The organism is Nitrospirillum viridazoti CBAmc (assembly GCF_000730165.1).
Lineage (GTDB): Bacteria > Pseudomonadota > Alphaproteobacteria > Azospirillales > Azospirillaceae > Nitrospirillum > Nitrospirillum viridazoti.
Map to the genome: position 1 here is coordinate 386,718 of NZ_CP022110.1, position 24,065 is coordinate 410,782.

29 protein-coding genes are annotated in these 24,065 nt (G+C 68.5%); 13 read left to right on the plus strand and 16 right to left on the minus strand.

Annotated elements, in window-relative coordinates; translation table 11 throughout:
• Positions 1–110: 110 nt before the first annotated feature.
• From yidC to rpmH, 4 genes are all read right to left on the minus strand, one after another.
• Positions 111–1,838 (minus strand): membrane protein insertase YidC, encoded by a 1,728-nt coding sequence (gene yidC / locus Y958_RS01920; protein WP_088870691.1) that lies wholly within the window; start codon positions 1,836–1,838, stop codon positions 111–113.
• A gap of 67 nt (positions 1,839–1,905) precedes the next feature.
• Positions 1,906–2,217, minus strand: a complete 312-nt coding sequence (gene yidD / locus Y958_RS01925; RefSeq protein WP_088870692.1) for a membrane protein insertion efficiency factor YidD — start codon at positions 2,215–2,217, stop codon at positions 1,906–1,908.
• On the minus strand, positions 2,214–2,669 hold the full coding sequence (gene rnpA, locus Y958_RS01930; protein ID WP_088870693.1) for a ribonuclease P protein component: 456 nt from the start codon (positions 2,667–2,669) through the stop codon (positions 2,214–2,216). The genes yidD and rnpA overlap by 4 nt, the downstream gene beginning before the upstream one ends.
• 9 nt (positions 2,670–2,678) lie before the next feature.
• Positions 2,679–2,813, minus strand: coding sequence for a 50S ribosomal protein L34 (rpmH, locus tag Y958_RS01935; protein WP_044558639.1), 135 nt, complete (start codon positions 2,811–2,813; stop codon positions 2,679–2,681).
• 225 nt (positions 2,814–3,038) lie between these two features.
• Here rpmH and Y958_RS01940 point away from each other — a divergent pair, with 225 nt between their 5' ends.
• The 3 genes from Y958_RS01940 (at position 3,039) to Y958_RS01950 (ending at position 4,944) form a co-directional block, all read left to right on the plus strand.
• Complete coding sequence (locus Y958_RS01940) at positions 3,039–3,665, plus strand: TVP38/TMEM64 family protein (RefSeq protein ID WP_186291222.1); 627 nt, start codon at positions 3,039–3,041, stop codon at positions 3,663–3,665.
• A 78-nt stretch (positions 3,666–3,743) separates the two neighbouring features.
• Positions 3,744–4,514 carry a methyltransferase domain-containing protein gene (locus tag Y958_RS01945; protein ID WP_088870695.1) on the plus strand — a complete coding sequence of 257 codons (771 nt, stop codon included), beginning with the start codon at positions 3,744–3,746 and terminating at the stop codon, positions 4,512–4,514.
• Between the two features lie 67 nt (positions 4,515–4,581).
• Positions 4,582–4,944, plus strand: a complete 363-nt coding sequence (locus Y958_RS01950; protein ID WP_088870696.1) for a hypothetical protein — start codon at positions 4,582–4,584, stop codon at positions 4,942–4,944.
• Between the two features lie 6 nt (positions 4,945–4,950).
• Here the strand turns inward: Y958_RS01950 and Y958_RS01955 are convergent, their stop codons facing one another.
• The 7 genes from Y958_RS01955 to Y958_RS01985 form a co-directional block, all read right to left on the minus strand.
• Positions 4,951–6,084 (minus strand): cation diffusion facilitator family transporter, encoded by a 1,134-nt coding sequence (locus Y958_RS01955; protein ID WP_088870697.1) that lies wholly within the window; start codon positions 6,082–6,084, stop codon positions 4,951–4,953.
• Positions 6,085–6,201: 117 nt separating this feature from the next.
• The gene (locus Y958_RS01960; protein WP_088870698.1) at positions 6,202–7,188 is read right to left on the minus strand and encodes a response regulator; all 987 of its coding nucleotides are present in this window, start codon (positions 7,186–7,188) and stop codon (positions 6,202–6,204) included.
• Between the two features lie 319 nt (positions 7,189–7,507).
• Positions 7,508–8,830, minus strand: coding sequence for a thymidine phosphorylase (gene deoA, locus Y958_RS01965; RefSeq protein WP_088870699.1), 1,323 nt, complete (start codon positions 8,828–8,830; stop codon positions 7,508–7,510).
• A 67-nt stretch (positions 8,831–8,897) separates the two neighbouring features.
• A complete protein-coding gene (deoC, locus tag Y958_RS01970) occupies positions 8,898–9,707 on the minus strand; it encodes a deoxyribose-phosphate aldolase (protein WP_088870700.1) in 810 nt (269 codons plus the stop codon).
• Positions 9,708–9,719: 12 nt separating this feature from the next.
• Entirely contained in the window at positions 9,720–10,208 is a 489-nt protein-coding gene (gene cdd / locus Y958_RS01975; RefSeq protein ID WP_088870701.1) for a cytidine deaminase, read from the minus strand.
• Positions 10,209–10,439: 231 nt separating this feature from the next.
• Positions 10,440–11,279, minus strand: coding sequence for a protein phosphatase CheZ (locus Y958_RS01980; protein WP_004272314.1), 840 nt, complete (start codon positions 11,277–11,279; stop codon positions 10,440–10,442).
• A 5-nt stretch (positions 11,280–11,284) separates the two neighbouring features.
• Positions 11,285–11,674, minus strand: coding sequence for a response regulator (locus Y958_RS01985; protein WP_004272313.1), 390 nt, complete (start codon positions 11,672–11,674; stop codon positions 11,285–11,287).
• 450 nt (positions 11,675–12,124) lie between these two features.
• On the opposite strand from Y958_RS01985, the gene Y958_RS01990 reads away from it, so the two are divergent.
• From Y958_RS01990 to Y958_RS02005, 4 genes are all read left to right on the plus strand, one after another.
• Positions 12,125–12,598, plus strand: a complete 474-nt coding sequence (locus Y958_RS01990) for a Csu type fimbrial protein (RefSeq protein ID WP_088870702.1) — start codon at positions 12,125–12,127, stop codon at positions 12,596–12,598.
• Between the two features lie 321 nt (positions 12,599–12,919).
• Entirely contained in the window at positions 12,920–13,384 is a 465-nt protein-coding gene (locus Y958_RS01995; protein ID WP_088870703.1) for a spore coat protein U domain-containing protein, read from the plus strand.
• A 208-nt stretch (positions 13,385–13,592) separates the two neighbouring features.
• The gene (locus tag Y958_RS02000) at positions 13,593–14,480 is read left to right on the plus strand and encodes a motility protein A (protein WP_244909331.1); all 888 of its coding nucleotides are present in this window, start codon (positions 13,593–13,595) and stop codon (positions 14,478–14,480) included.
• Positions 14,470–15,498 (plus strand): OmpA/MotB family protein, encoded by a 1,029-nt coding sequence (locus tag Y958_RS02005; protein WP_088870704.1) that lies wholly within the window; start codon positions 14,470–14,472, stop codon positions 15,496–15,498. The genes Y958_RS02000 and Y958_RS02005 overlap by 11 nt, the downstream gene beginning before the upstream one ends.
• On the opposite strand, the gene Y958_RS02010 is transcribed toward Y958_RS02005, so the two are convergent.
• The 5 genes from Y958_RS02010 to Y958_RS02030 all read right to left on the minus strand — a co-directional run bounded on the left by Y958_RS02010 (position 15,473) and on the right by Y958_RS02030 (position 19,937).
• Positions 15,473–16,084: an rRNA large subunit pseudouridine synthase E gene (locus Y958_RS02010; protein WP_088870705.1), complete on the minus strand. Its 612-nt coding sequence runs from the start codon at positions 16,082–16,084 to the stop codon at positions 15,473–15,475. The genes Y958_RS02005 and Y958_RS02010 overlap by 26 nt on opposite strands.
• A gap of 1 nt (position 16,085) precedes the next feature.
• Positions 16,086–16,955, minus strand: a complete 870-nt coding sequence (locus Y958_RS02015; protein WP_088870706.1) for a TrmH family RNA methyltransferase — start codon at positions 16,953–16,955, stop codon at positions 16,086–16,088.
• Positions 16,956–17,033: 78 nt separating this feature from the next.
• A complete protein-coding gene (locus Y958_RS02020) occupies positions 17,034–17,885 on the minus strand; it encodes a ChbG/HpnK family deacetylase (protein WP_088870707.1) in 852 nt (283 codons plus the stop codon).
• Positions 17,882–18,946 (minus strand): alpha/beta hydrolase, encoded by a 1,065-nt coding sequence (locus Y958_RS02025; protein ID WP_088870708.1) that lies wholly within the window; start codon positions 18,944–18,946, stop codon positions 17,882–17,884. Before Y958_RS02025 ends, Y958_RS02020 begins: the two co-directional genes overlap by 4 nt.
• Positions 18,933–19,937, minus strand: a complete 1,005-nt coding sequence (locus Y958_RS02030; RefSeq protein WP_186291223.1) for an ABC transporter ATP-binding protein — start codon at positions 19,935–19,937, stop codon at positions 18,933–18,935. Before Y958_RS02030 ends, Y958_RS02025 begins: the two co-directional genes overlap by 14 nt.
• Before the next feature lie 227 nt (positions 19,938–20,164).
• On the opposite strand from Y958_RS02030, the gene Y958_RS02035 reads away from it, so the two are divergent.
• The 6 genes from Y958_RS02035 (at position 20,165) to Y958_RS02060 (ending at position 24,053) form a co-directional block, all read left to right on the plus strand.
• Positions 20,165–21,277, plus strand: a complete 1,113-nt coding sequence (locus Y958_RS02035) for an ISAs1 family transposase (protein ID WP_088870575.1) — start codon at positions 20,165–20,167, stop codon at positions 21,275–21,277.
• 168 nt (positions 21,278–21,445) lie between these two features.
• Positions 21,446–21,631 (plus strand): zinc-finger domain-containing protein, encoded by a 186-nt coding sequence (locus tag Y958_RS02040; RefSeq protein WP_040848315.1) that lies wholly within the window; start codon positions 21,446–21,448, stop codon positions 21,629–21,631.
• Positions 21,632–21,896: 265 nt separating this feature from the next.
• Positions 21,897–22,250, plus strand: a complete 354-nt coding sequence (locus tag Y958_RS02045; protein WP_145727991.1) for a hypothetical protein — start codon at positions 21,897–21,899, stop codon at positions 22,248–22,250.
• A gap of 188 nt (positions 22,251–22,438) precedes the next feature.
• Positions 22,439–22,990, plus strand: coding sequence for a hypothetical protein (locus Y958_RS02050; RefSeq protein ID WP_088870710.1), 552 nt, complete (start codon positions 22,439–22,441; stop codon positions 22,988–22,990).
• Positions 22,990–23,529, plus strand: coding sequence for a hypothetical protein (locus tag Y958_RS02055; protein ID WP_088870711.1), 540 nt, complete (start codon positions 22,990–22,992; stop codon positions 23,527–23,529). Before Y958_RS02050 ends, Y958_RS02055 begins: the two co-directional genes overlap by 1 nt.
• 5 nt (positions 23,530–23,534) lie before the next feature.
• Positions 23,535–24,053 carry an MmcB family DNA repair protein gene (locus Y958_RS02060; RefSeq protein ID WP_338039132.1) on the plus strand — a complete coding sequence of 173 codons (519 nt, stop codon included), beginning with the start codon at positions 23,535–23,537 and terminating at the stop codon, positions 24,051–24,053.
• Positions 24,054–24,065: the final 12 nt, after the last annotated feature.

The window sequence follows — 24,065 nt, forward strand, 5'->3', positions numbered from 1 at the left end:
CACGCCGCATGCCGTTGTAGGACGCAAGTGCGTCCGCCGGAGCGAGTACCGCAGGGCGGAGCGAGGAAGCCAAGGCCGCGGATGCGGCCGTCCGGCGCTTGAGGGCGCCTTTAAGTCGGCTTTACCCCCATGCGGCGCATCAGCACGTATTGCTGCGTCACGCTGAACAGGTTGGACCACACATAGTAGATCACCAGGCCGGCGGGCAGGGAGCCCATCATCCAGGTGAAGACCAAGGGCATGGTCATCATCACCTTCTGCTGCGTCGGATCCATGCCCGGGGTGGGCGTCATCTTCTGCAGCAGGAACATGGTGCAGCCCAGCAGGATGGGCCAGACGCCGAGGTGCAGGAAGGCGGGCGGGGCGAAGGGCAGCAGGCCGAACAGGTTGAACAGGCTGGTCGGATCGGGCGCCGACAGGTCATGGATCCAGCCGAAGAAGGGCGCGTGCCGCATCTCGATGGTGACCGACAGGACCTTATACAGCGACCAGAAGATGGGCATCTGGATCAGGACGGGCAGGCAGCCCGTCATGGGGTTGGCGCCTTCCTTCTTATACAGCGCCATCATCTCGATGGACGCCTTCTGCTTGTCGTCGCCGGCACGCTTGCGGATGGCCTCCACCTGCGGCTGCAGCTTCTTCATCTTGGCGGCGCTGCGGAACTGCTTCTGCGCCAGCGGGAACATCAGCGTGCGCAGGCAGATGGTGAACAGCATGATGCCCAGGCCGAAGTTGCCCAGCAGGCGGCCGAAGAAGTCCAGCGCCAGCGAGAACGGCATGGTCAGGAACCACAGATGGCCGAAGTCGATGGCCCGGTTGAACAGCGGGATGTGCTGCTCATCCTGGTAGCTGTCCAGCAGCTTCATCTCCTTGGCGCCAGCGAACAGGCGTTCGCTGCTCTCCGTGCTCTGTCCCGCCTCCAGCGTCACCGACGGCTCGGCATAGTCGGTCTGGTACAGGTCGCCCTTTTCCTGGTGGGTGACGTGGGCCGTCAGGCTCTTGGCCTGGTCCGGCACCAGGCTGACCAGCCAGTACTTGTCGGTGATGCCCAGCCAGCCGCCCTTGGTGTCGAAGGACTTGGAGGTCTCGCCCGCCACGTCCTTGTAGCTGATCTCCTTCAGCGTGCCGTCCATCAGGCCGATGGGGCCCTCGTGCAGCATGTAGGAACCGACCAGCGTCGGGTGGCTGGCGCGCGCGATGCGGGCGTAGGGGTAGAGGGTGACGGCGGCGGCGCCGTTGTTCGTCACCTTCTGGCTGATGCTGAACATGTAGTTGGCGTCGACCGCCACCGTGCGCTCGAACGTCAGGCCCTGGCCGTTGTCCCAACGCAGGGTGACGGGATGCTCGGGCGTCAGCTCACCCTGGTCGGCGGCCTGCCATTCGGTGGTGGGGCCGGGGACGGCGGCGCCGTTGGCGGTCCAGCCGTATTCGGCAAAGAAGGCGCCGGGGGCGCCGCTGGGCGACAGCAGGGTGACGGCCGGGCTGCTCTTGTCCACCGTCTCGCGGTAATCCTGCAGGCTGAGGTCGTCAAAGCGGCCGCCGCGCAGGTTCAGGCTGCCGGCCAGGCGGGGGGTGCGGATGGTGATGCGCTGCCCTTCGCCCAGCACCGTGGCGCGGTCGCGCAGGGCGTCGGCCACACCGCCGGCGGCGACGGCGCCCGGTGCGCCCGTGGGGGCGGCCCCGGGGGCTGGTGGGGCGGCCAGGGCTTGCGCCGCTTCCTGCCTGGCCTTCGCCTCCTGCAGGGCCCGCTGGCGCGGTGCCTCGTAGAAGAAGTGGAAGCCCAGCAGGATGGCGGCCGACAGGCCGATGGTGATGAACAGGTTCTTCTGATCGCTCATGTATTCACTTCCCACACGACCCGGGCCGGCGATGACGGCAACTCTGGAAACAAACGGCGGCAGGACCCTAACGGGCCGCGCGTCCCCCGTCCATATGGCAGCATTGAATGTCAGGCGAATGACGCCGGAAATGCGATGATTCGGGCGGCATATGGTTCGCTGGCGGCACCGGATCCAGTCCCCCGTCGCTCCAGGGATGGCAGCGGGCGATACGGCGCACCGCCAGCCAGCCGCCCTTCAGCCCGCCGTGCACCGCCAAGGCCTCAAGCGCATAGGCGGAGCAGCTGGGCTCGAACCGGCAGCGCGGGCCCAGCAGGGGCGCCAGCACCAGCCGGTAGAGATGGATGGGCAGACGCAGGAGCCGGGCCAGTGGGCTCATGACGCCGCCGGACTGTTGGGGCCGGCATCCGGCCCCGCCGGCTGGGGCGCGGGTATGGCGAAAGCCCGGGCGCCCTCGGTCCAGGCGCCAAGCTTTTTCAAGGCCAGGGTCAGGTCAGCCAACAGGTCGGCGTAGCGCCGGGTCACGGTTTCGCTGCGCGCGATGACGACGAAATCGGTGTTGGGCTTGCCATGAAGGGCCAGCACGGCACGGACGGCCGCGCGGAGGCGTCGCCGGGCGCGGTTGCGCTTGACAGCGTTGCCGACCTTCTTGCTGGCGGTAAAGCCCACGCGCACCAAAACGTCGCCGGCGGCGGGCCGCTGGCGATCGTCGTGGGCACGGGCTTGCAAAATCAGGCCGGGGGTTGCCCATTTACGGCGCGCCCCGGCAACGGCCAGAAACTCCGACCGTTTCAAGAGGCGCCCCACCACGGCTATGCGCCGGGGCGCCATCTCCCTGCCTTAGGCGGAGAGACGCTTGCGGCCCTGGGCGCGACGGCGGGCCAGCACCTTGCGACCGCCGGGGGTCGCCATGCGGGCGCGGAAGCCATGGCGGCGGGCACGCACGAGCTTGCTCGGCTGGAACGTACGCTTCACGACTGATACTCCGGATATAAAACTGGAAAATGGAAGGGCGTTGTATAGTGGCGGCCCGGCGCGGAGTCAATGCGCCTGTTCCACGTCGAAAGGATGGCCGCATTGCCTGTGGAGAGGGCGTCCGATGATTATGAAAGCTCTGGCGCCGGCCGTCCAGCCCGCCCGCTGGTGTCTTGGATACGGCGGCTGGCGCCCCTTGGCCTTTTAGTGGCGGGACTTATTGTGGTGCTGGGGACCGGCGGGCACCACTGGTTGACGGTGGAGGCCCTGTCCGGCCGGCTGGCGGATCTCTCCGCCCTGGTCGCCGGCCATCCCGCCTGGGCGGCGGCGGCACTGTTCGGCGTGGCGCTGGGCGTGGCCGCCTTGTCCCTGCCGGCGGCCACGGTGGTCAGCCTGGCGGCGGGTTATGCCTTCGGCGCCGGCCTGGGGGCGCTGCTCTCCGTGGCGGGCGGCACCCTTGGCGGCACCTTGGCCTTCCTGGCCCTGCGCCGGGCCGGCGTGGGGGGGATGGCGGGGCGGCTTCCCGGCTGGCTGAGGCCGGTCGCGGACCGGCCCTGGGCCGTCATCCTGGTGCTGCGCCTGCTGCCGATCATGCCGTTTTCCGCCATCAACGTGCTGGCGGCGGCGATTCGCATGCCGGTATCCATCTTCATCATCGGCACGGGCCTGGGCGCCTATCCGCCGCAATTCCTCTATGCCTTGCTGGGCGCGCGGCTGCCGGCGCTGCTGGCGGCGGGGGATCGGCCGGGCCTGGGGCTGGTGCTGCGGCCCGAGATGGGCGGGCCCCTGGCCCTGCTGGTGCTGCTGGCCCTGGCGCCGGTGGCGATTCGCCATTGGCGGCGTGGTGTCTGAGTCGCGATCCGGTGAGTCGCGTTTCGGCGATTAGGCCCCACTTAATAAGAGAGACACCAAGAAGAAGGAGGGTCGCCCATGGCCTGGGATCCCGCGCAGTATGGATTGTTCGAGGCGGCGCGCGCCCGCCCGGGGCATGACCTCATCGCGGCCTTGCCGCCGTGCAAGCCCGCCACCGTGGTGGATTTGGGCTGCGGCGCGGGCAAGCTGACCATGGCGCTGGCCAACCGCTGGTCGGCGGCGGAGGTGGCCGGCATCGACAGCTCATCCGCCATGCTGGGGCGCGCCGCCCTGCTGGACGCCCGTGTCGCCTGGGAACTGGGCGACATCCGCCACTGGACGCCCAAGGCGCCGGTGGATGTGCTGTTTTCCAACGCCGCCCTGCAGTGGGTGGAGGGGCATGGGACCCTATTCCCCCGCCTGCTCAGGGGCGTGGCGCCCGGCGGCGTGATGGCGGTGCAGATGCCGCGCAACTTCGCCTCCCCCTCCCACACCCTGCTGCGTCAGCTGGCGGAGGATGGGCCCTGGGCGGCGGCGCTGGCGGGCAAGCTGCGCGAGGCGCCGGTGCACGACCCCGCGCAGTATTACGACTGGCTGGCCCCCATCGCCGCCCACGTGGATGTGTGGGAGACGGAGTATCTGCACGTGCTGGACGGCCCCGATCCCGTCCTGGAATGGACCAAGGCCACCGCCATGCTACCCGTGCTGGAAACGCTGCAGGGCGCCGAACTGGCGGATTTCACGGAGCGCTACCGCGCCGCCCTGGCCGCCGCCTACCCGCGCCGCGCCGACGGCCGCACGCTGTTCCCCTTCCGCCGGCTGTTCATGGTCGCTACCCGGGCGTCCTGAAATTGACGGGAAACGGGTATAGGCGGAAAATGGCGCATCCCGTCCTCGTTTTCCCGTAAGAGGCCCCATGACCGTCCTTGAGGTCGCCGTCTACGCCCTGGTGCTGACCGGCGGCAAGACCCCGTTCTTCTGTGAGCAAAAGGACCAGGTGGCGGCCCCAATGGTGGTGGAATGCACCAACGGCCTGTCGGCGACGGAGGAGAAGGGCGTCATCCACTACGGCAACGGCGTGGTGGTCTCCCGCTTGCCCGATGGCAACCTGTCCTTCTCCAACGGCATCACCGCGCACTGGGGCGCCGGCAGCTGGGTGCAGTTCAGCAATGGCATCAGCATGCGCCGCGTGGCCGGCGGCAACTTCAAGTCATCGACCGGCATGCTGTGCGAGGCTGGCGGCACGACCAAGGCGTCGTGCCATAAGGATGAAGAGTAGAGGGGATTAAACCACACTATCCGGGGCCAGGGCGCAGGGTTCGCCGTGGCCGGTTTCCACCTGGACGGTGGCGTGGTTGATGCGGAAGCGGGTTTTCAACTCGCGGCAGACTTGCGCCAGCAGCTGGTCGCCGTCGCGATTGTCGGGGCGCACCAGGTGGGCGGTCAGGGCCGTGTCGGTGGTGCTGAGCGCCCAGACGTGCAGGTCGTGCACCTCCGCCACGCCGGGCAAGGCCGCCAGATAGGCGCGCACGGCGGCGAGATCCACCCCGGCCGGCACGGCGTTCAGCGCCAGGTTCAGCGATTCGCGCAGCAGCGACCAGGTGCCCAGCACGATGACCACGCTGATGACCAGGCTGATGACCGGGTCCAGCCAGTTCCAGCCCGTCCACAGGATCAGGGCGCCGGCGATGACCACGCCCAGCGTGACCAGGGCGTCGGACGCCAGGTGCAGGAAGGCGCCGCGCAGGTTCAGGTCATGCTCCGACCCGCGCATGAACAGTAGGGCCGTGCCGCCGTTGACCAGGATGCCGCCGGCCGCCACCCACATCATGATGGTGGGGGCGGAGGGCTCGGGTTCGGTGAAGCGGCGCACCGCTTCCCAGGCGATGCCGCCGGTGACCAGCAGCAACGCCACCGCGTTGGCCAGCGCCGCCAGGATGGAGCTGCCGCCCAGGCCGTAGGTGTAGCGGCTGGAGGGGCGGCGCCGCGCCAGGATCACCGCCACCCAACTGGCGGCCAGGCCCAGCACGTCGGACAGGTTGTGACCGGCGTCGGCCAGCAGGGCCAGCGAGTTGCTGACGAAGCCGTAGAACGCCTCCGCCCCCACATAGGCCAGGTTCAGCGCGATGCCGATGGCGAAGGCCGTGCCGGCGTCGGCCGGGGCGGCGTGGTGGTGGCCGCCCAGCCCATGGCTGTGGCCATGGTGGTCGTGGCCATCGTGGTCGTGATCCTGGCCATGATCATGACCGTCGTGGTCGTCATGATCATGCCCGTGATGATCATGCCCATTGGGGCCGTGGTCGTGGTGGTCATGCCCATGGTCATGCCCCGCGCAGCCGTGGTCATGGCCGGGTTCATGTTCGTGGTCATGGCCGCGCGCCGGGGCGGACTTGGGATGGTCGTGGTCGTGCGGGGCCATGGGCTTCGGGGACGGCTCGGGGATGGGCGGGCGGCAACCATACCGTGGGTGGGCCCAGGGGCGCCACCGGCTTGGATCCCGGCGGGCTTATGCCGCAGTCTTGGTGCCGCAGGGGGCCTACGCGCCGGCGCCGCCGGCGGAGGCCGCTGCCTCGGCGGTCTTGGCCAGGGTCAGCTGATCCAGCCGGGTGCGATAACCGACGACGGCGGCCAGCACCTCGTTCATGCGCTTTTCCGGATCGTCCACCCGGCTGGTCAGGCCCATCAGGGCGTGGGCCTCGCGGCGCAGCGCCTCCACCTCGTCGGCGGGCAGGGTGCCACGGGTCTTCAGGATGCCCAGCAGGTTTTCCATGCGGCGGATGTGGGTGGTGGCCTCCAGCCGCAGCTCCCCCGGGGGCAGGCGCCGCTCCAGGTCTTCCAGCACATGGGCCGCCCGCAGGGCATGGTCCATGGCGCGCTTTTCTGGCGGGTGCACCGACAGGCCGGGCAGGGCGAATTCCACCAGGAACGCGACCTGGAAGCCGTGGCGGATGACCTTTTCCGAATCGATGACCTGGGCGGCGTGGGCCGTCAGTTCATGGATGTTCACGCGGTCGAACTCCCCCGTGCACTTCAGTCGCAGGGGGTTGGGCACATCGATCAGCTGCACCACCTGTCCCTCGCGGGGGCTGCGGCGGCGGTCCGGCCCGATATAGTCGCTGGTGACGACGAACTTCTTGCGGTTCTCGATCAGGTTGACCAGCCGGTCTTGCACCTGCTTGGGCGAATAGGGCTTCACCAGGATGTCGTCCGCGCCGGAACCGGCGAAGCGGATCATCATCTGCTGTGTGGGGTTCCAGGTCATGACGATGGCGCCCACGAAGGGGTTCAGCGTCGTCAGGCCGTGGCGGATGGCGTGGATCCAGCGCAGGGCGGCCCCCTCCGCCTGGTCGGCATCCAGGATGACCAGATCTATGGTGGCCGGGCTGCCGGCGGCCTCAGCCAGGTTGGCATGGTCCGTCACCTTGTCCATGCCCATGCGGGCCAGCATGGCGCGCAGGATGCGCCGGGTGTTCAGGTCGGCATCAACCAGCAGGGTCTGGATCTTGCTGAGATCGGTGGCCATGGGGGCGGCGGACTTCAAGGCGGCGAGGGCCGGCGGGCCGGCGTCTCAGGGGACCAGGGGATGAGCCGCGGGTGGTCATTCCGACAGCCCAACGACGCGGGCGAATCATGGCCGTTTACCGTCAAGAATGCAATAAATGCGAGAACAGGTGGCCGGATCCGAAAGGATGCCCCCGATAGTGGCGGTCAAGCCGCCAAGACCCGCTGGTATTCCCCATCGGCGAGTTCTGAAATCAGGGGGCGGTCACGCCCCCTGATACATGGGTGCCACGGGGCGGCGCCCGCTTTGGCCAATGATGGCCGGGGCATCGGCCAGGCGATCAGCCGAGGATGCGCTCTGTCACCGTGGGGCCGCGTGTGGCCGGGCCGGCGCCCAGGGTGAAGGCCTGGCGTAAAGCCGCCACGGCGGCATCGGCGTCTGCCTCGGTGGCGGCGTGCACGCGGGCCAGCGGCCGGCCGGCGGGATCGACCTGGTCGCCCAATCCCACGATGCCGGTGAAGCCGACGCGATGGTCCACGCCGTCCTGCGGCCGGGTGCGGCCGCCGCCCAGGGCCACCACGGCGATGCCGACGGCGCGGGTGTCCACGGCGGTGACGGTGCCCGCCTCCGCCGCATGGATGTCGCGCACCACCGGTGCCGCGGCCAGGTAGGTGTCCGACCGTTCCAGGAAGTCGGCCGGGCCCCCCAGGGCGGTCACCATGCGGCTGAAGCGGTCGGCGGCGCTGCCGTCGGCCAGGGCCCGGTCCACCTTGGCCCGCGCCTCATCCAGATCCGTGGCCAGCTTGCCCAGCAGCACCAGTTCGGCCGTCAGCTCCCGCGTCACATCCCACAGGCGGGCCTCCGGCGCCTCGCCCTTCAGGATGGCCACGCACTCCGCCACCTCCACCGCGTTGCCGGCGGTGGTGCCCAGCACCTCGTTCATGTCGGTCAGCAGCGACACAGTGGGCAGGCCGGCGCCGCGCGCCACGCTGGCGATGCTGCGGGCCAGGGCCTGGGCGTCATCGTACTTGGCCATGAAGGCACCGCTGCCGAACTTCACGTCCATGACCAGGCCGTCCAGCCCCGCGGCCAGCTTCTTGGACAGGATGCTGGCGGTGATGAGGTCGATGCTTTCCACCGTCGCGGTCACGTCGCGGATGGAGTAGAGGCGGCGGTCGGCCGGCGCCAGGTCGGACGTGGCGCCGATGACGGCACAGCCCACCTCGCGCACTACCTGGCGCAGCCTCTCCAGGTCCGGCTGCACGACATAGCCGGGGATGCTTTCCATCTTGTCGAAGGTGCCGCCGGTGTGGCCCAGGCCCCGGCCGGACAGCATGGGCACGAAGCCGCCGCAGGCCGCCACCAGGGGCGCCAGCAGCAGGCTGACCTTGTCGCCGACGCCACCGGTGGAATGCTTGTCTAGGATGGGGCCGGGCAGGTTCTGCGACCGCCATTCCATCACCGTGCCGGACTGGGTCATGGCGCGGGTCAGGGCCACGCGCTCCTCCATCTCCAGCCCCTGGAAATAGACGGCCATGGCGAAGGCGGCGGCCTGGCCCTCGGTGACGCGGCCGTCGGTCAGGCCGCGCACGAAGTCGGTAATGTCCGCGGCGGCCAGGCGGCCGCCATCACGCTTCTGGCGGATGATTTCTTGGGGAAGCATGGAATGGTCCGTTCGCGTATGGGGGCGTCCGCCGGAGGGGCGGCGCGGAAGGTCGATGAAAGGGGGCTCAATACCTGCTGGTAGTCGCCGGCCGGCCGTCGCCCTGGCCCAGGGCTGCCAGCAGGGCATCCAGCAGGCCCGAGGCGCCGAAGCGGAAGGTGGCTGGGCTGACCCAGCCGGGGCCGCAGATCTTGTCGGCCAGCGCCAGATAGTCACGCGCCCCGTCCAGGTCGCGGATGCCGCCGGAGGCCTTGAAGCCCACGGGCCGGCGAGGATTGCCGTCGTCGTCCGGCTTCAGGCTGTCGCGGCAGGCCTCCAGCATGATGCGGGCGGCCCCCAGGGTGGCGCCGATCTGCACCTTGCCGGTGGAGGTCTTCAGGAAATCGGCGCCGTTGCGCACGGCGATCTCCACCGCCCTTTCGATGAAGACGGGCTTGGCCAGGCTGCCGGTTTCCAGGATGACTTTCATGACGGCATCGCCCGCCGCCTCGCGCGTGGCGGCCAGCACCTCATCCGGCTGGGTGCTGTTGGGGTAGTGCATGATGCTGTGATAGGGGATGACCACGTCGATCTCGTCGGCGCCGTCGGCCAGGGCGGCCAGCGTCTGCTCCGCCACCTTTTCCGGTGACAGGCTGCCGCCGGGAAAGTTCACCACCGTGGCGATGCGCACGCCCGTGCCGGCCAGCCGCGCGCGCGCCTGGGGGACGAAGCTGGGCCACAGGCAGACGGCGGCCACGCGGCCCGCCGGGCTGACGGCCCGGGCGCACAGCGCGTCGGTCGTGGCCTCGTCCTCTTCCTCGTTCAGGCTCGTCAGGTCCAGCAGCGGCAGGGCGCGGCGGGCCAGGGCCTTTCCTTCTGGCGACTGGGGATCGGTCATGGCGCTACCAGATTAGAAACTGAGGTTGTCCGGCCCAAAGGAGAAGGGCAGCAGCTGGTCCATGGTGAAGGTGGCGCGCACCCCCTCCGGCCCGGCCACATGGATCAGGGTGTCGGGCGTGGAGAATTCGCGCAGGCGCTGGCGGCAGCCGCCGCAGGGCGTGCACAGGCCCGATGTGTCGGCGGACGGGTCAGCCGGCGCGCCGATGACCACGATCTCGGCGATGCGCTTCTTTCCGCCCGCCACCATGGCGCCGATGGCGCTGGCCTCCGCGCACTGGCCCTGCGGATAGGCCGCGTTTTCCACGTTGCCGCCGGCGAAGACGGCGCCGTCCGGCGTGCGCAGGGCCGCCCCCACCAGGAAACGGGAATAGGGCGCGTGGGCATGGCCGCGCGCGGCCGCCGCGGCGGCGAACAGTTCAGGCACGGCCGCAGTGGGGGCCGCAGTGGGGGCCGCAGTGGGGGCCGGTGTGGGGGCCGGGGCGGGCGGGGTGGCGGTCATGGCCGTCGGCGTCTCCTGATCCGGGGGGTGCGGAAGGCGGGATAGGGCGGTACCAGCAGGTTGGCATGGGGACACCGCCATAACCTGACCAAATGGTCAAGTCGCAGGGTGTGCCCAAGGCGATGGAATCGCAAGGCCCGAAAATGCGAAAGCGGCCTTTGAGGGACCGCTTTCACCACTTTCAGGCGCTGGTGTGCCGCCCTGCGGCGGCCATCTTAATCAAACCCCGTCTTAATCAAACAGGGCGTCGATGTCAGACTGGCTGCTGGGACCGGTGGGCTTGGCCGGCTTGGGCGCCTCGCCACCGGCGGCATTGAACAGGGCGTCGATGTTGTCCTGGCTGACGTCCGTCAGGGACGGGCCATTCAGCAGGTGGGCGTCCGGGCGGGTGTCGCCGGGCTTGGTGGACATCATCGGGTCGCCGTTGCCTTCCACCCCCCAGATGCCGATCATCGCCGCCACGCGATGCTCGATATAGCGCAGCGTGTTCACCACCTTGGTGGTGCGCTGGCCGGTGATGTCCTGGAAGCTGCAGGCCATCAGGATGGACATGACGTGGTTTTCGATATCGGTGGCGATTTCGATCACGTCGATGTGACCGGTGCGGGCCAGACGTTCGGTGGTGGCCTGGATGGCCTCCGCGGCGGACAGGATGTCGCTGGTCGCCCGTTCCGTCGCGGTGACGATGGCGTCCAGTTCCGAGGTGGCGGCCAGGATGCGGCTGTTGGCCGAATCCTTGGGCACCATCTGGGCGATTTCCTGCTTGGTCTGCTCGATATGCGAAGACAGCTGCCGCAGTTCATGCCGCATCATGTGCATGTGCGGGTGCTGGCCGGCGATGGCCATGCTGCCATCGCTCAGCTGATGGCTCATGGACTGCAGCTTACCGACCTCGGTCCGCAGCATGCCCAGCAAATCCCCGCCGGTGGACGCGCCTACGTTCCGCATATGGGCGTCGCGCTTTTCCAGAAAGGCGCGGGTCCGCGGATCGTTCAGCAACTCGGCCTCAATAGCCGTGTAATCGGCGGCCGTGATGGCCGCCGTTTCAACCACACCCGTCTTCTGGCCCATGCGGGTTACTCCAGCGTGCCGAGGACGCTCTCGATCTTCTTTTTCAGCGTTTCGGCGTTGAACGGCTTCACGATGTAGTTGTTGACGCCGGCTTCCTTGGCGGCAACGACGTTCTCGGTCTTCGATTCGGCGGTGACCATGATGAACGGTGTGCTCTTCAGGCGGACGTCCGCGCGCACTTCCTTCAGCAGCTGCAGGCCGGTCATGGGCTCCATGTTCCAGTCGGAAATGACCAGGCCGACGTTGGAGCCGCGCAGCTTGCCCAGGGCCTCCGCGCCATCGGCGGCCTCTTCGATCTGGGTGAAGCCGATCTGGGTCAGCAGGTTGCGCACGATGCGGCGCATGGTGGCGTAGTCGTCAACAACGAGGACGGGGGTGGCAGAGGCCTTGGCCATAGGAACATGTCTCCGGAGGGTACTTGGCGATGCGGTGGGCGGGCCCACCGGGGTGTTTACGAGCGTGATATCCCGCGGGACCCTAGCACGAGTCTGGGTTCTCGCCCATCACCCACCCGTATGGGGAGCGTCGAAAGAAGAAGTGCCGCCATCGGCGGACGTGGGTGAGGCGAGCGGAATGCGGCTTGTTGCACAACGCAATGCACAAATAAAAAACCCTATCCCAAGGGTGCGATGCGGTAAGCAACTGATGATCTCGGAAAGAGGCATATGCAAAAAGGCCTATGACTATGACTGCTCCGGCGTTTTCCTATAATACACTGATTTTGTTGAGTTTTTGCGACGGAACGGTGCCGGACCCGTTCCGTTGGCACGGCGGGTGCTTAATAACCAGACATGAACCAACCGGGGCCGCTCAAGCCGCCCACCCGAACCGATAGGAACCTCATCATGATCCGCATTGCCGCCGCCGCCGCCACTGTCCTGTTTTCTGGGGCCCTGTTCGCCGCCGCCCCCGCCTTCGCCGCCGCCGGCGCCTCGGGCACCATCCAGCTGAACAGCTCCGTCGCCCAGACCTGCACCGTGGCCGTCACCGATGCCGGCGCCACCCTGAACATCCTGTCCGGCTCCAGCAATGTCGCCGTCGGCAGCGTGGTCGAGAACTGCAACGACGGCGCCGGCTACACCATCACCGTCGCCTCCGCCAACAACGGCACCCTGAAGTCCTCCGCCACCGGCGCCCAGGCCGTCAGCTACACCACCACCTACGACGGCACCAACGGTTCGGGCAGCAGCTTTGCCGTCACCCGCTCCGGCGCCCAGTTCAACAAGACCTCGAACGTCTCCGTGACCGTCCCGGCCAACGCCCAGGCCATCGCCGGCAGCTACGCCGACACCCTGACCATCACCATCGCCGGCAAGTAAGCCGCCAGCGACGGCCACCCTCAGGTTCGGGAGAGGGCGCCCCATGCCGGGGCGCCCTTTCGCGTGTCCGCCGTCTGGCGGACTGCAAATCCTAATGCATTGATTCAGCTGAATTCCTAACCTTTCGCATGGTGCGCGACGCAACAGCGCCGCCGGCATGCCTGGGCACGCTGCGCGGCGTTAAATCAGATAAATTAATGATATCAATGTGTTAATGGATTAATGCCGACTTGGTCCCGGTTCTGGCATCGCGATTGCTTTTACATCTCACATCAAAGCAATCGGGCAACAAGCCCAGCCGAACCGATAGGAACCCTTGTCATGATCCGCTTCGCCGCCGCCGCCCTGATCGCCGCCGTCTCCCTGGCCGCCACCCCCGCCTTCGCCGCCACGGCCGCCGCCTCCGGCACCATCCAGCTGAACAGCACCGTCGCCCAGACCTGCACCGTCAGCGTCACCGATGCCGGTGCCCAGCTGAACATCCTGACCGGTTCCAACGCCGTCACCGTCGGCAGCGTCGTCGAGACCTGCAACGACGGCGCCGGCTACCAGATCAGCGTCCAGTCCGCCAACGGCGGCACCCTGAAGTCCAACGCCACCGGCGCCCAGCCCGTCAGCTACACCCCCATCTACGACGGCCAGTCCAGCGGCAGCAGCGTCAACGTCGTCCGCTCTTCCGCCCAGTTCAACAAGACCGCCACCGTCGCCGTCACCGTCCCCGCCAACGCCCAGGCCATCGCCGGCAGCTACACCGACACCCTCACCATCACCATCCAGGGCCGCTGATCCCGCCCCGCAACCGCACCGGTTCGGCTGACATTACGGCCCCGCCTGGACGGCCCCGCCTGGATCACCCGGGCGGGGTCGTCGCCGTTTTGCCGCCTAAATCCTTGATCTTCTAAGCAGGGTGTATTCACGGAAGCCGGTCGGTTAATCTGTGGCTCACGCCGCCGGGGCAGGCGGCATCGACACCGTTGTTATTAGGGGCAAGGGCGTGACTGTGAATGAACGCGGCGCGCGCCCGGTGCGCAATGCGCCGGCCGCCAGGCCCGGGTCCGGCAATCGCGGGCCCGGCAATCGGGGACCCGCCAAGGGGGGCGTCACCTCCCGCTTCATTGGCACGACGCTGGCGGGTGTGCTGGCCACCGTCGCCCTGCTCTGGTTCGTCGTTTCCGCCGGCGGCAACTGGCATTTCTATTACAATCCCGAGGGCCTGCTGATCGTGCTGGGCGGCGTCGTCTGCGTGGCCTTGCTGGCCTTCCGCGGCGATGAGATCCGCGCCGCCCTGGGCGCACTGGTCGGCATTGTGCGCGACCGCGACAGCATCCGCGCCGATGTCGCCGAACTGATGGAGGTTGCCCGCCACCTGCATGAGAAGCGCATCCAGGCGGCCGACGAACGGGCCCAGCGCGTGGCCCACCCCTTCCTGCGGCTGGGCCTGCAGATGGTGGTGGACGCCCAGCCGCTGGAAGACCTGCTGCAGGTCATGAACTGGCGCATCCAGAAGCAGATGGAGCTGGAGGCCGGGCAGTCGCGATTCTTCCGCACCCTCGCCACCTTCTCCCCCGCCTTCGGCCTGCTGGGCACGCTGGCCGGCATGGTCGGCATGCTGAAGCACCTGGGCGAGGGTGACATCGGCCTGATCGGCGGCAGCATGGCGGTGGCCATGCTGGCCACCCTCTACGGCCTGGTGCTGGCCAACCTGGTGTTCAAGCCCATCGCCATCAAGCTGGAACAGCGCACTGGCCGCCGGGTCGCGCTGATGAACGTGCTGCTGGAGGGGGTGGTGCTGACCCATCTCGGCCGTTCCCCCACCATCATTCAGGACAGCCTGGACCATTACCTGCGCGACGCGCGGGAGGAGGATTGGGGTGGCGCCTAGTGACCAGTCCGGCGGCGGGGCCGGCGGCGGCGGCGATCCCCCTCCGCCGCCCAAGCCCCGGCACACCGCCCGGGTCTATGCCTCCGGCGTTCCCGTGCCGCCGCCGGTGATGCCGGGGGCGGCCGCTGTGAAGCCGGGGACCGCGAAACCGGTGGCGGAGACCAAGGCCCCCGGCCGGCCCGACATCCGGGCCCGGGGTGGCCGCGCGGTGCAGAACCGCACCGTCCCCGGCCGCATGCCCGGCGAGCCGGCGGAGGAGTCGGAGGAGTGGGTCATCAGCTACATGGACATGGTCACGCTGCTGATGATCGTGTTCCTGGGGATGGTGGCCATCCTGGGCATCAACGGCCGGCTGAAGCTGAAGTCCGACAACAACCAGCCGGGTGCCGGCCGCGTGGCCGTCTCGGCCAGCCCGGTGGGCGCCCCCGCCCGCGACATGGCGAAGAACCCGACGGCCGCGTCCATGTCCAGCCCCACCTTACCGCCGGTGCCCCCCTATCCGCCGCAGCGCCCGCCCCAGGATGCCCTGCCGGAGGCTGGCCCGGCGGAGGAACCGACGGAGGAGGCCAAGCGCCTGGCCCAGGACCTTGAGGCGCAGGACCTGCCGCCCGACGTGCAGGTCACGCCGCACGGCAAGGGCCTATCCATCGAGATCAAGGACCGGGTGCTGTTCGCCTCCGGCCGCGCCGACCTGGGCGATGAGGGGCAGCAGATCCTGTCGCGCCTGGTGCCGGTGTTGCAGTCGCTGAAGGGCATGGTGACGGTGGAGGGGCACACCGACAGCAACGCCATCAGCACCGCCCGCTTCCCAAGCAACTGGGAACTGTCGGCCGCCCGCGCCGCCGCCGTGGTGCGCATGCTGATCAGCGACGGCGTGCCGGCCAACCGCCTGCGGGCCGTGGGCTATGCCGACACTCGGCCGCATGTGTCGCCCCCGGGCGCCAACACCGACCCAAACGCGCCGGACCATGACCGCGCCGCCGACCGGCGCGTCACCTTGATCGTCGAAACGCCCTAAGGGGCGTTTTGGCAGCGGGCGCTTTAGCCGGTGCGGACCGAGGGGGAAAGGGCACGTCGCGCCACTGCCCGGGCGCCAGGTCGTCCAACGTCCAGTCGCCCACGGCCCAGCGCACCAGGCGCAAGGTGGGGAAGCCCACAGCGGCCGTCATGCGGCGAACCTGGCGGTTGCGCCCCTCCCTCAAGGTCAGCTCGACCCAACTGGTGGGAATGGCGGCGCGGTAGCGGATGGGCGGATCACGGGGCCATAGATTGGGCGGCTCTTCCATCAGCCGGGCGCCCGCCGGCAGGGTGGGGCCGTCCTTCAGCGTGACGCCCCGGCGCAGGGCCGCCAGCGCCGCTTCGTCCGGCACGCCCTCGACCTGCGCCCAATAGGTCTTCGCCAGCTTGTGCTTGGGGTCGGCGATGCGGTGGATGAAGGGGCCGTCGTCGCTCAGGACCAGCAGGCCCTCGCTGTCCCGGTCCAGCCGCCCCGCCGGATAGACATCCGGCACGTCGACATAATCCTTCACCGTGGTCCGGCCGGTTTCGTCGCTGAATTGCGACAGCACGTCATAGGGCTTGTTGAACAGGATCAGCCGGGGCATCTCAGGCCCGCCGGGCCCCAGGGGTCGCCGCCCCAGGGGTCGCCAGGGCGTGCACCAGGATGGCGGCGGTGGCGGAGACGTTCAGCGACTGCACCTGACCGCTGCCGCGCAGGGTGACCAGCTGGTTGCAGGCCTGCAGCGTGGTGGCGGGCAGGCCCACCTCCTCATTGCCCAGGATCAGGGCGGCGGGCTTGGCGCCGGCATTGCCGCCGGCGGCGGTCGACAGCACGGTGGCCGGGTCGGGATGATCTCCCAGGGCGGTGCCGACGATGCGGTAATGGGCGCGCAGGTGGCGCAGGCTTTGGGCGAAGCGCGGCAGCTGGTAGAGCGTCACATACTCGAACCCGCCCTCGGCCACGCGGTAGGCGGCCTCGGATGGCAGGGCCTGTTCGGCATGGTCGGAGAGCACCAGGCGGTTGATGCCGAAGAAGGCGCAGGTGCGGACGATGGCGCCCAGGTTGTGGGGGTTGCCCACGCCGTCCAGGATCATCAGCGGCTCGCCCGCCGCCGCCCATCGCGCCGCCTCGTCCATGTCCAGGGGCAGGACGGGGCGGGGGGCGGCCACGGCCACCACGCCGCCATGCAGGGGCGTGCCTGCCACCTTCTCCATCTCCTCCGCCGGCAGCAGGCGGTAGACCTTGCGCGCCTGCGCCAGGCCGGCGCAGTAGGCGCCAACCTTTTCCTTCATGCGATCGTCGAAGAACAGCCGCTCCACCCGGTCGGGGTCGCGCGCGAACAGGGCGGCCACGGCCGGCAGGCCCAGGATGCGGAAGGCCTTGCGCCGGATACTCTCGCCCACCGCGCCTTCGGTGGCGGCGGGCTTGCTGGGGGCGGCCTTGGACGGCCCTTTGGCGCTGCGGGGGTCCGGCATCCCTGGTCCTCGATCGCGAATGGCTGTGATGGGGCCGCATGAAGCGCGTGGGGCCTTACGGGGTCAACCCGTTTTGTCTCAACCCTGCAAGCGCCCCAGTCTTACTCCCATTTCCTCCAGCAAGTGGGCGAAGGCGTCGCCCGACAGATAGGCCTGTTCTACCTGGCGGCTGGCCACCACCGGGTCCAGCCCGGCCAGCACCTCATCCGGCAGGGCCGGGTGCACCATGATCAACGCGCGGTCGCGCGCGGGCGCCAGGAACCTCGCCATCAGCGCCGGGAAGTCGCGGTCGGGGCCGAAGTCATAGACGCCGCGGAAGCCCCGGTTGGTGGGGATGCCGCGCCGGGCGGCGGCGGCGGCCAGGCCCCGCGCCAGGCTGGCGATGATCAGGGCCTTCACGCTGTCCACCCCGCGCGCCAGCACGGCGGCCATGGGCTCGGCGCAGTCGCGGACATAGACGCTGCCCCGGGGGTAGCGGCGGGCCACGGCGTCCAGCACCAAGCCGCGCACGCCGGGCAGCAGGTGGACATGCTGGTGCCCGTCGACGTGGGAGGGCGGCCGGCCGGCATGGGCCTCGAACAGGTCCAGTTGGCGCCCGATCTCCGCCTTCAGGTCGGCTTGGGATGCGGTGTCCATCAGCCGGCCGGTCAGGGACCGGATCATCAGGTCGCCTACGCTGCCGAAGCGGCCGGTGGGTGCCAGGGCCGGGCAGGGGCCCGCCGGTTCCTGGTCCGTCAGGGTCAGGTGCAGGCCGATGTCGGCCCGGTCCGCCACCTCCGCCAGCCAGGGCGCGTGCTGCGGCCAAAAGGGGGTGGCGGTCATGCAGCTGGTGCCCGACAGGCGCCCCTGGCGGATCAGGGCCAGGATGCCTTGGGAGACCCCCGGGGACAAACCGTAGTCGTCGGCGTTCAGGACAATGGTTGCGGTCATGGCGTGCGCCCCTCGGCCAGCAGCGTGGGGATTTCCGGGTTGGTGTCCATGCCGCTGGGCAGGGGGGCGGCCGGGTCTGTGATCCAGGCCAGGATGTCCTGCCAGACGATCTGGGCGTGCAGGTCGCGCAGCATCATGTGCCAGGCCGTGGGATAGAAGGCAATGCGCGGACCGCCCTGGCTGGCGTCCGGCAGGTGGGCCAGGGCCTTGCACATGGGCTCGCGCGGGATCAACTCCTCATGCTGGCCGTACATCACCAGGGACGTCACCTTGAAGCGGGGGGCGGCATCCATGGCGGCATCCATCAGGTCGGTCAGGCCCTCCAGCGCGTCCACGCGGGTGGCCTTCACCACCAGGGGGTCGCGGCCCAGGGCGATCAGCATCGGGATGTTGTCCGACGCCTGCACATGGATCAAGCCGCGCGGCGGCGTCAGGCTCAGCCAGGGGACGGTCCAGTTGGCGATGGCCAGGGCCCAGCGCTGGTAAAAGGGCATGGTGCCGCGCGACCATACGGCCGGCGCGGTCAGGATGACGCCTTTGAAGCCTGCCGGCAGGGCATGCCCCGCCAGAGCCGTCATCAGCACGGCGGCGCCCATGCTCTCCCCCGTCAGGAACAGCGGCGTGTCGGGGTAGCGGTCGTGCAGGGCGGCGGCGGCGTCCCACATGTCGCGCACCATGACGTCGCCGCCGGCCCAGACGCCGGGGTGCGGATTACGGCCGAAGCCCCGCTGGTCATAGGCATAGGTCGCCACGCCGTGTTGCGCCCACCAGCGGCCGGGGGCGTCATAGGAATTGGCATAGTCGTTGAAGCCGTGCAGCGCCAGGATGACGGCGTGCGGCGGCCCCTCCGCGGGCAGCCAGGACTGCGTGGGCAGGATGGCGCCGTCGCGGGCGGTGATGCCCGCCGTCGTCAGCTGAGGGGTGACGACCACCGGGGGCCCGGCCACCCGGGCGGTGGGGGCGCAGGCCGTGACAGACAGGCCAAGTGCTACCGCCGCCAGCCAGCGGGGGCGCCAGCGCGGTGCGGTGGGGGAAAGGGCGTTGTCCTCAGCCCGCGCCATTGCCGGCGGGCGCGCGGGTCAGCTGCAGGAAGATGTCCTCCAGGTCCGACTCCTTGGTGCTGAGGTCCACGATGGTCAGGCCGGCAGCGGCGATGGCGTTCAGCACCTCCCCCACCTTCACGCGGCTGGGCGGGTATTGCACCGTCAACTGGCGGCCCTTCAGCGTCACTTCGAAACCCGCCAGAGTGGCGGGCACCTCGGTCAGATCCTGGTCCACCACCGCCACCAGGTCTTTGCGGTCCAGGGTGCGCAGCAGGCGGTCGGTGCTGTCGCACGCCACCACCTGGCCGTGGTTGATGATGGCGATGCTGTCGCACAGCTCCTGCGCTTCTTCCAGGTAGTGGGTGGTCAGCACCACGGTGGTGCCGGCGCGGTTCAGTTCGCGCACATGGGCCCACAGCGACTGGCGCAGTTCCACGTCCACGCCGGCCGTGGGTTCGTCCAGCACCAGCACCGGCGGGGTATGCACCATGGCCTTGGCCACCATCAGGCGGCGGCGCATGCCGCCCGACAGGGTGCGGGCATAGGCGTTGGCCTTGTCCTTCAGGCCCACCGCCTCCAGCAGGCGGTCGGTCTGCCGCTCGCGCTTGGGCACGCCGTACAGGCCGGCCTGCAGGTCCAGCAGCTCACGCGGGGTGAAGAACGGATCCATGTTCAGTTCCTGGGGCACCACGCCGATGGCGGCGCGGGCAGCCCGCGGGTCCTGGTCGATGTCGATGCCCCAGATCTTGGCGGTGCCGCCGCTCTTGGTGACTAGGCCCGCCAGGATGTTGATCATGGTGGACTTGCCGGCGCCGTTGGGACCCAGCAGGCCATAGACCGAGCCGCGGGGAATCGCCAGATCGATGCCTTTCAGCGCCAGCTTGGCCGGCGCCTTGCCGGAGGCCTTGTAGGTCTTGGTGAGCCCACGCAGCTCGATCGCCAGCTCGGGCGGGCTGCCGGTGGGGGCGGACGGGGCGGGTTGGGTGTCGGGCGCGCGCGTGTCGGGCATGGGGTCGGGACGGTCCATGATGACGGGGCCGGGAAACATGCGGGCCCGAAAAAGGGGAAAACCCAGGAAAGCCGGGGCCGAAAAGGCGTACACCCCCGCCTTGACCACGGTCAACCACGGCCATCACACCCCACGGCAATCGCTTGAAGCGGGTCTTGACAAGACGGGGCTTTCGGAGCGGTGGCGATCTGTGATTCGTAGGAGGCTCCATTGATCTGGAGTTCTCGATGGCCGGTTCGCTTCTCGACCATTTTGCGGCGCTCAGCGATCCGCGGCAATCCTGGAAGGTCATTTATCCACTGCCGGAGATTCTGCTTGTGGTGCTCTGCGCAACGATCGCGGGGGCTGAGGATTTCGTCGAGATTCGGCGCTGGGGCACGATGAACCGGGATTTCCTGCGGCGGTTTTTGCCCTATGCGGGCGGGATTCCGAGCCACGATACGCTGAACGACATCCTCAACGCGCTCGACGGCGATCTTTTTGCGCGATGCTTCGGCGACTGGGTCGAGGGGCTGCGCGAGGCCGAGCCCGACATCGTCGCGATCGACGGTAAGACCTCGCGGCGGACGCATGACCGGGCGAAGGATCGCAATCCGCTGCATCTCGTTTCAGCCTGGGCCAGCCGGCAGCGCTTGGTGCTGGGCCAGCAAGCTTGCGAGGCCAAGTCGAATGAGATTACGGCCATTCCGTTGCTGCTCGACCGCTTGGCGTTGACCGGGGCGCTCGTCACCATCGATGCGATGGGCTGCCAGACCAAGATCGCCCAGAAGATTCTCGATAAAGGCGCCGATTACCTGCTGGCCATCAAAGAGAACTGGCCCAACCTGCACAGCGAGGTCATCCGCCACTTCGACGATCTGCCTGCCGCCGACACGTTCGACACGACCGATGGCGAGCACGGCCGCATCGAGGTGCGCCGCCATGTCGTCAGCCACGAAGTTGACTGGCTTACCACAGACCGCCGCTTCCCCGGCGAGCCCCGCTTCCCCGGCCTCAAGGCCATCGCCATGGTCGAAGCCGAGATCGAGCGTGACGGCAAAACCAGCCGGGAACGCCGATACTACCTGTCATCTCAAAAACTCGACACGCGCCTCTTCGCTCATGCCGTCCGAGCCCACTGGCATATCGAAAACCGGCTCCACTGGGTCCTCGATGTCGTCTTCCATGAAGACTTGAGCCGTCTCAGATCCGGCAACGGCCCCCACAACATGGCAACCATCCGACACATGGCCTTGAACCTCCTGCGCGGCGCAAAGGATAAGCACAGCCTCAAAGTCCGAAGAAAATCCGCCGCATGGGATACCCAATACCTTCACGCCGTCATCACACAGTCCGCATAACCCCCTTCAAGCGATTCCCCTGCATCACACCCCCCACCAAGGAGGTCCGCCCGAGGCGGAACCGGGCGGGGCGCCTCACGCTTGATCCGGCGGCGCGCTTGGCTATGATCCGGGCGTCGGCGGGACAGTCGTCCCGCCCTGGACCTTTATTATGGAGCGCCCGAGGCCATGCAGCCGATTGAGACGATCTATGTCGACACCCCGTCCGTCGGGTGCGATGGCGGGGGCGGCGCCCTGGGCCATCCGCTGGTCTATCTGACCATGGAAAAGGAAGGCAAGATCGACTGCCCCTATTGCGGCCGCCATTTCGTTCTGTCCGAGGCCGGCAAGGCCCATGCCGGTCACGGCCACTAAAGCAGCGGCCACGGCCGTCAAGCCGCCCCGAACGGGGGAGGGCGAAGTCCGAGGCTGTGGCGGCATGGGCTGTCGACGTCCTGCCGCTGGTTTACGCCGGGCCCAATGGGCCTGACATCACGCGCCAGGGGCGTCCGGCCTGTCCGGCGCCCCGGCGCGGGGACCTATTCTTCCGCATCGATAGCGGGCCGCGACTCGCCGGGTTATACCAGGGCCAGTAGGTTCGCCGGCTCCGCACCTCAATGTTTGGGGCCTGAACCATTTCTTGTCATGGCAAGCGATGGCCTCCGTCCCACCCCCGTCCAAAGCCGCACCCCCTTCCGGCACCCCGGCCCGGTTGCCACTGGCCAAGCTGCCCTTCGTCGGGCTGCGCCGCGACGGCGCCCTGGGCTATTGGGTCATGCCGACGGACAGTGACGTTGCTATCGGCCCCGCCGCCGTGGGCCTGGGCCGCACCTACGCCGCCTGGTTCCTGCTGTATGCCGAGATCAACGGCCGCGACGCGGCGCGCACGCTGCTTAATACGATCGAGCGCGAAATGCCCTCGCGCTATCCCGCCGTCGACCGTGCTTTCCTGAGGGAAATCGCGGGGCGGGGATTCTCACAAAGCGCTGCGTGAGGTAGTACTATAATCTCTCGCTCAGGTTGCTTTTGGCTTAGTCGACCGGTATCGTTACCCATGATAACCATTTATGAACGGCCGGCCTGACATGCTCGGCGGATTGGCTTGGCGGCGCCATCAGCAATTTGTGGAAAATTGTTGGCAATGCTAGGCTCTGTGGGAACGCCGAAAGGATCGCCGCGGTCGTGCTTGAGGAATTCAGCATCAGCCTGTTCGTGATCGCGCTGCTGGGCGCGGTCGGCATGGTGGCCATGGTGCTGTTCCGCCAGACCCTGCTCTACGCCACCCGCAACGCGGTGGCGGAACTGGAGAGCAAGGTGGCCAGGACCCGCACCGCCCTGGATGAGGCGGTGAAGGCGCATGACCAGAACCTGGCTCGTGGCCGCGACCTGGCGGAGGAGCGGCGCATGATCCAGAACCAGCTGGCGGAGGCGCAGCGCCGGCTGATCGCCGCCCAAGCCGATAATTTCGAATTGATCCATGCTGTGGGGGAGCCGGGTACCGGCCGCCGCCTGTACACCGGCAGCCTGGCCCTGGGCCCGACGTTGACCATCAACCAGACGGCCACCACCCACAGCCATCTGCGCGGGTGTCCCCACGTGGTGGAGGTATGGGCCGAGAACCAGGCGGAGGCCATGCGCCTGGCCCGCCAGGCCTTCCCCGAGTTGGCGGGCTTTATCCTGTCCAGCATGCTGCCGGTGCCGGATGGTGCTGCCCAGCAGGCGGTGGCCTCCTGATGTCGGCGGCTCTTCTCGCCAATATCGGTCTCATCATCCTGCTGCTCTATTCGCTGATCCAGTTCGCGCTGACGGCGCACACCATCGAGGATGATCGCCGCGTGCGGGAACGCCGCCTGGGCCGGCTGGAGGAGGAACTGGGGCACGCCACCGCCGCCGCCAACGACGCCAAGGCCACGGCCGAGGGCAGCGCCCGCGAGGTCGCCGGCTTGGAGGAGGCGGTCGCCACCCTGCGCGCCACCCGGGCCGAAGCGGATGCCAAGCTGCGGGAACTGCAGTCCGCCCCCCGCCGCCGCTTGATCGTGCCGGACAAGACGGTGCTGGTGCACGGCCGGCTGTGGGAGGTGACGGTGGTCCCGGCCGCGAACAGCGTCGCGGCCAACACCGACGGCGCGGATGCCGCCAGCGTGATCGAGGGGGCCCAGGTCTACCTGTTCGGCGCCACCACCGATCGTGACGCCCGCTTCCGCGCCGAGCAGCGCTTTCCCACCAGCCTGGGCTATCGTGTCCAGAAGGTGGAGCGTTTCAAGCGGGGTTGAATCCCATGTCCGTGCCGTCCGACCCATCGTCGCCCGGCGATGAAGGCGACTTCGTCATTCCCGCCACCGTGCCGCCCTTCTTCGGCCGGCCGGGCATGGAACGCGCCCTGCTGCTGGCGCGGGGCGTGCGCCGCATGCTGGTCCACCACGGCATGCGCTCGATGCTGGAGGTGCCGCTGGCCAACAACCGCCGCGCCGACATCCTGGCCTTGGCCGGTGACGGTACCGTCACCATCATCGAGATCAAAAGCTCCGTCGCCGATTTCCGCGCCGACCACAAATGGGGCGACTATCTGGAGTTCTGCGACCGGTTCTACTTCGCCGTGGGTGAGGACTTCCCCCAGGAGCTGATCCCTGAGGAATGCGGGCTGATCGTGGCCGATGGCTACGGTGCCGAAATCCTGCGCCAGGGGCCCGAGGTCAAGCTGAACGCTGCCCGGCGCAAGACCCTGCTGCTGCGCGTCGCCATGCAGGCCTTCCAACGCCTGCACCAGGTGGAAGACCCAAGGCCGACGGCGTTTTGATGCCGTCCCTCA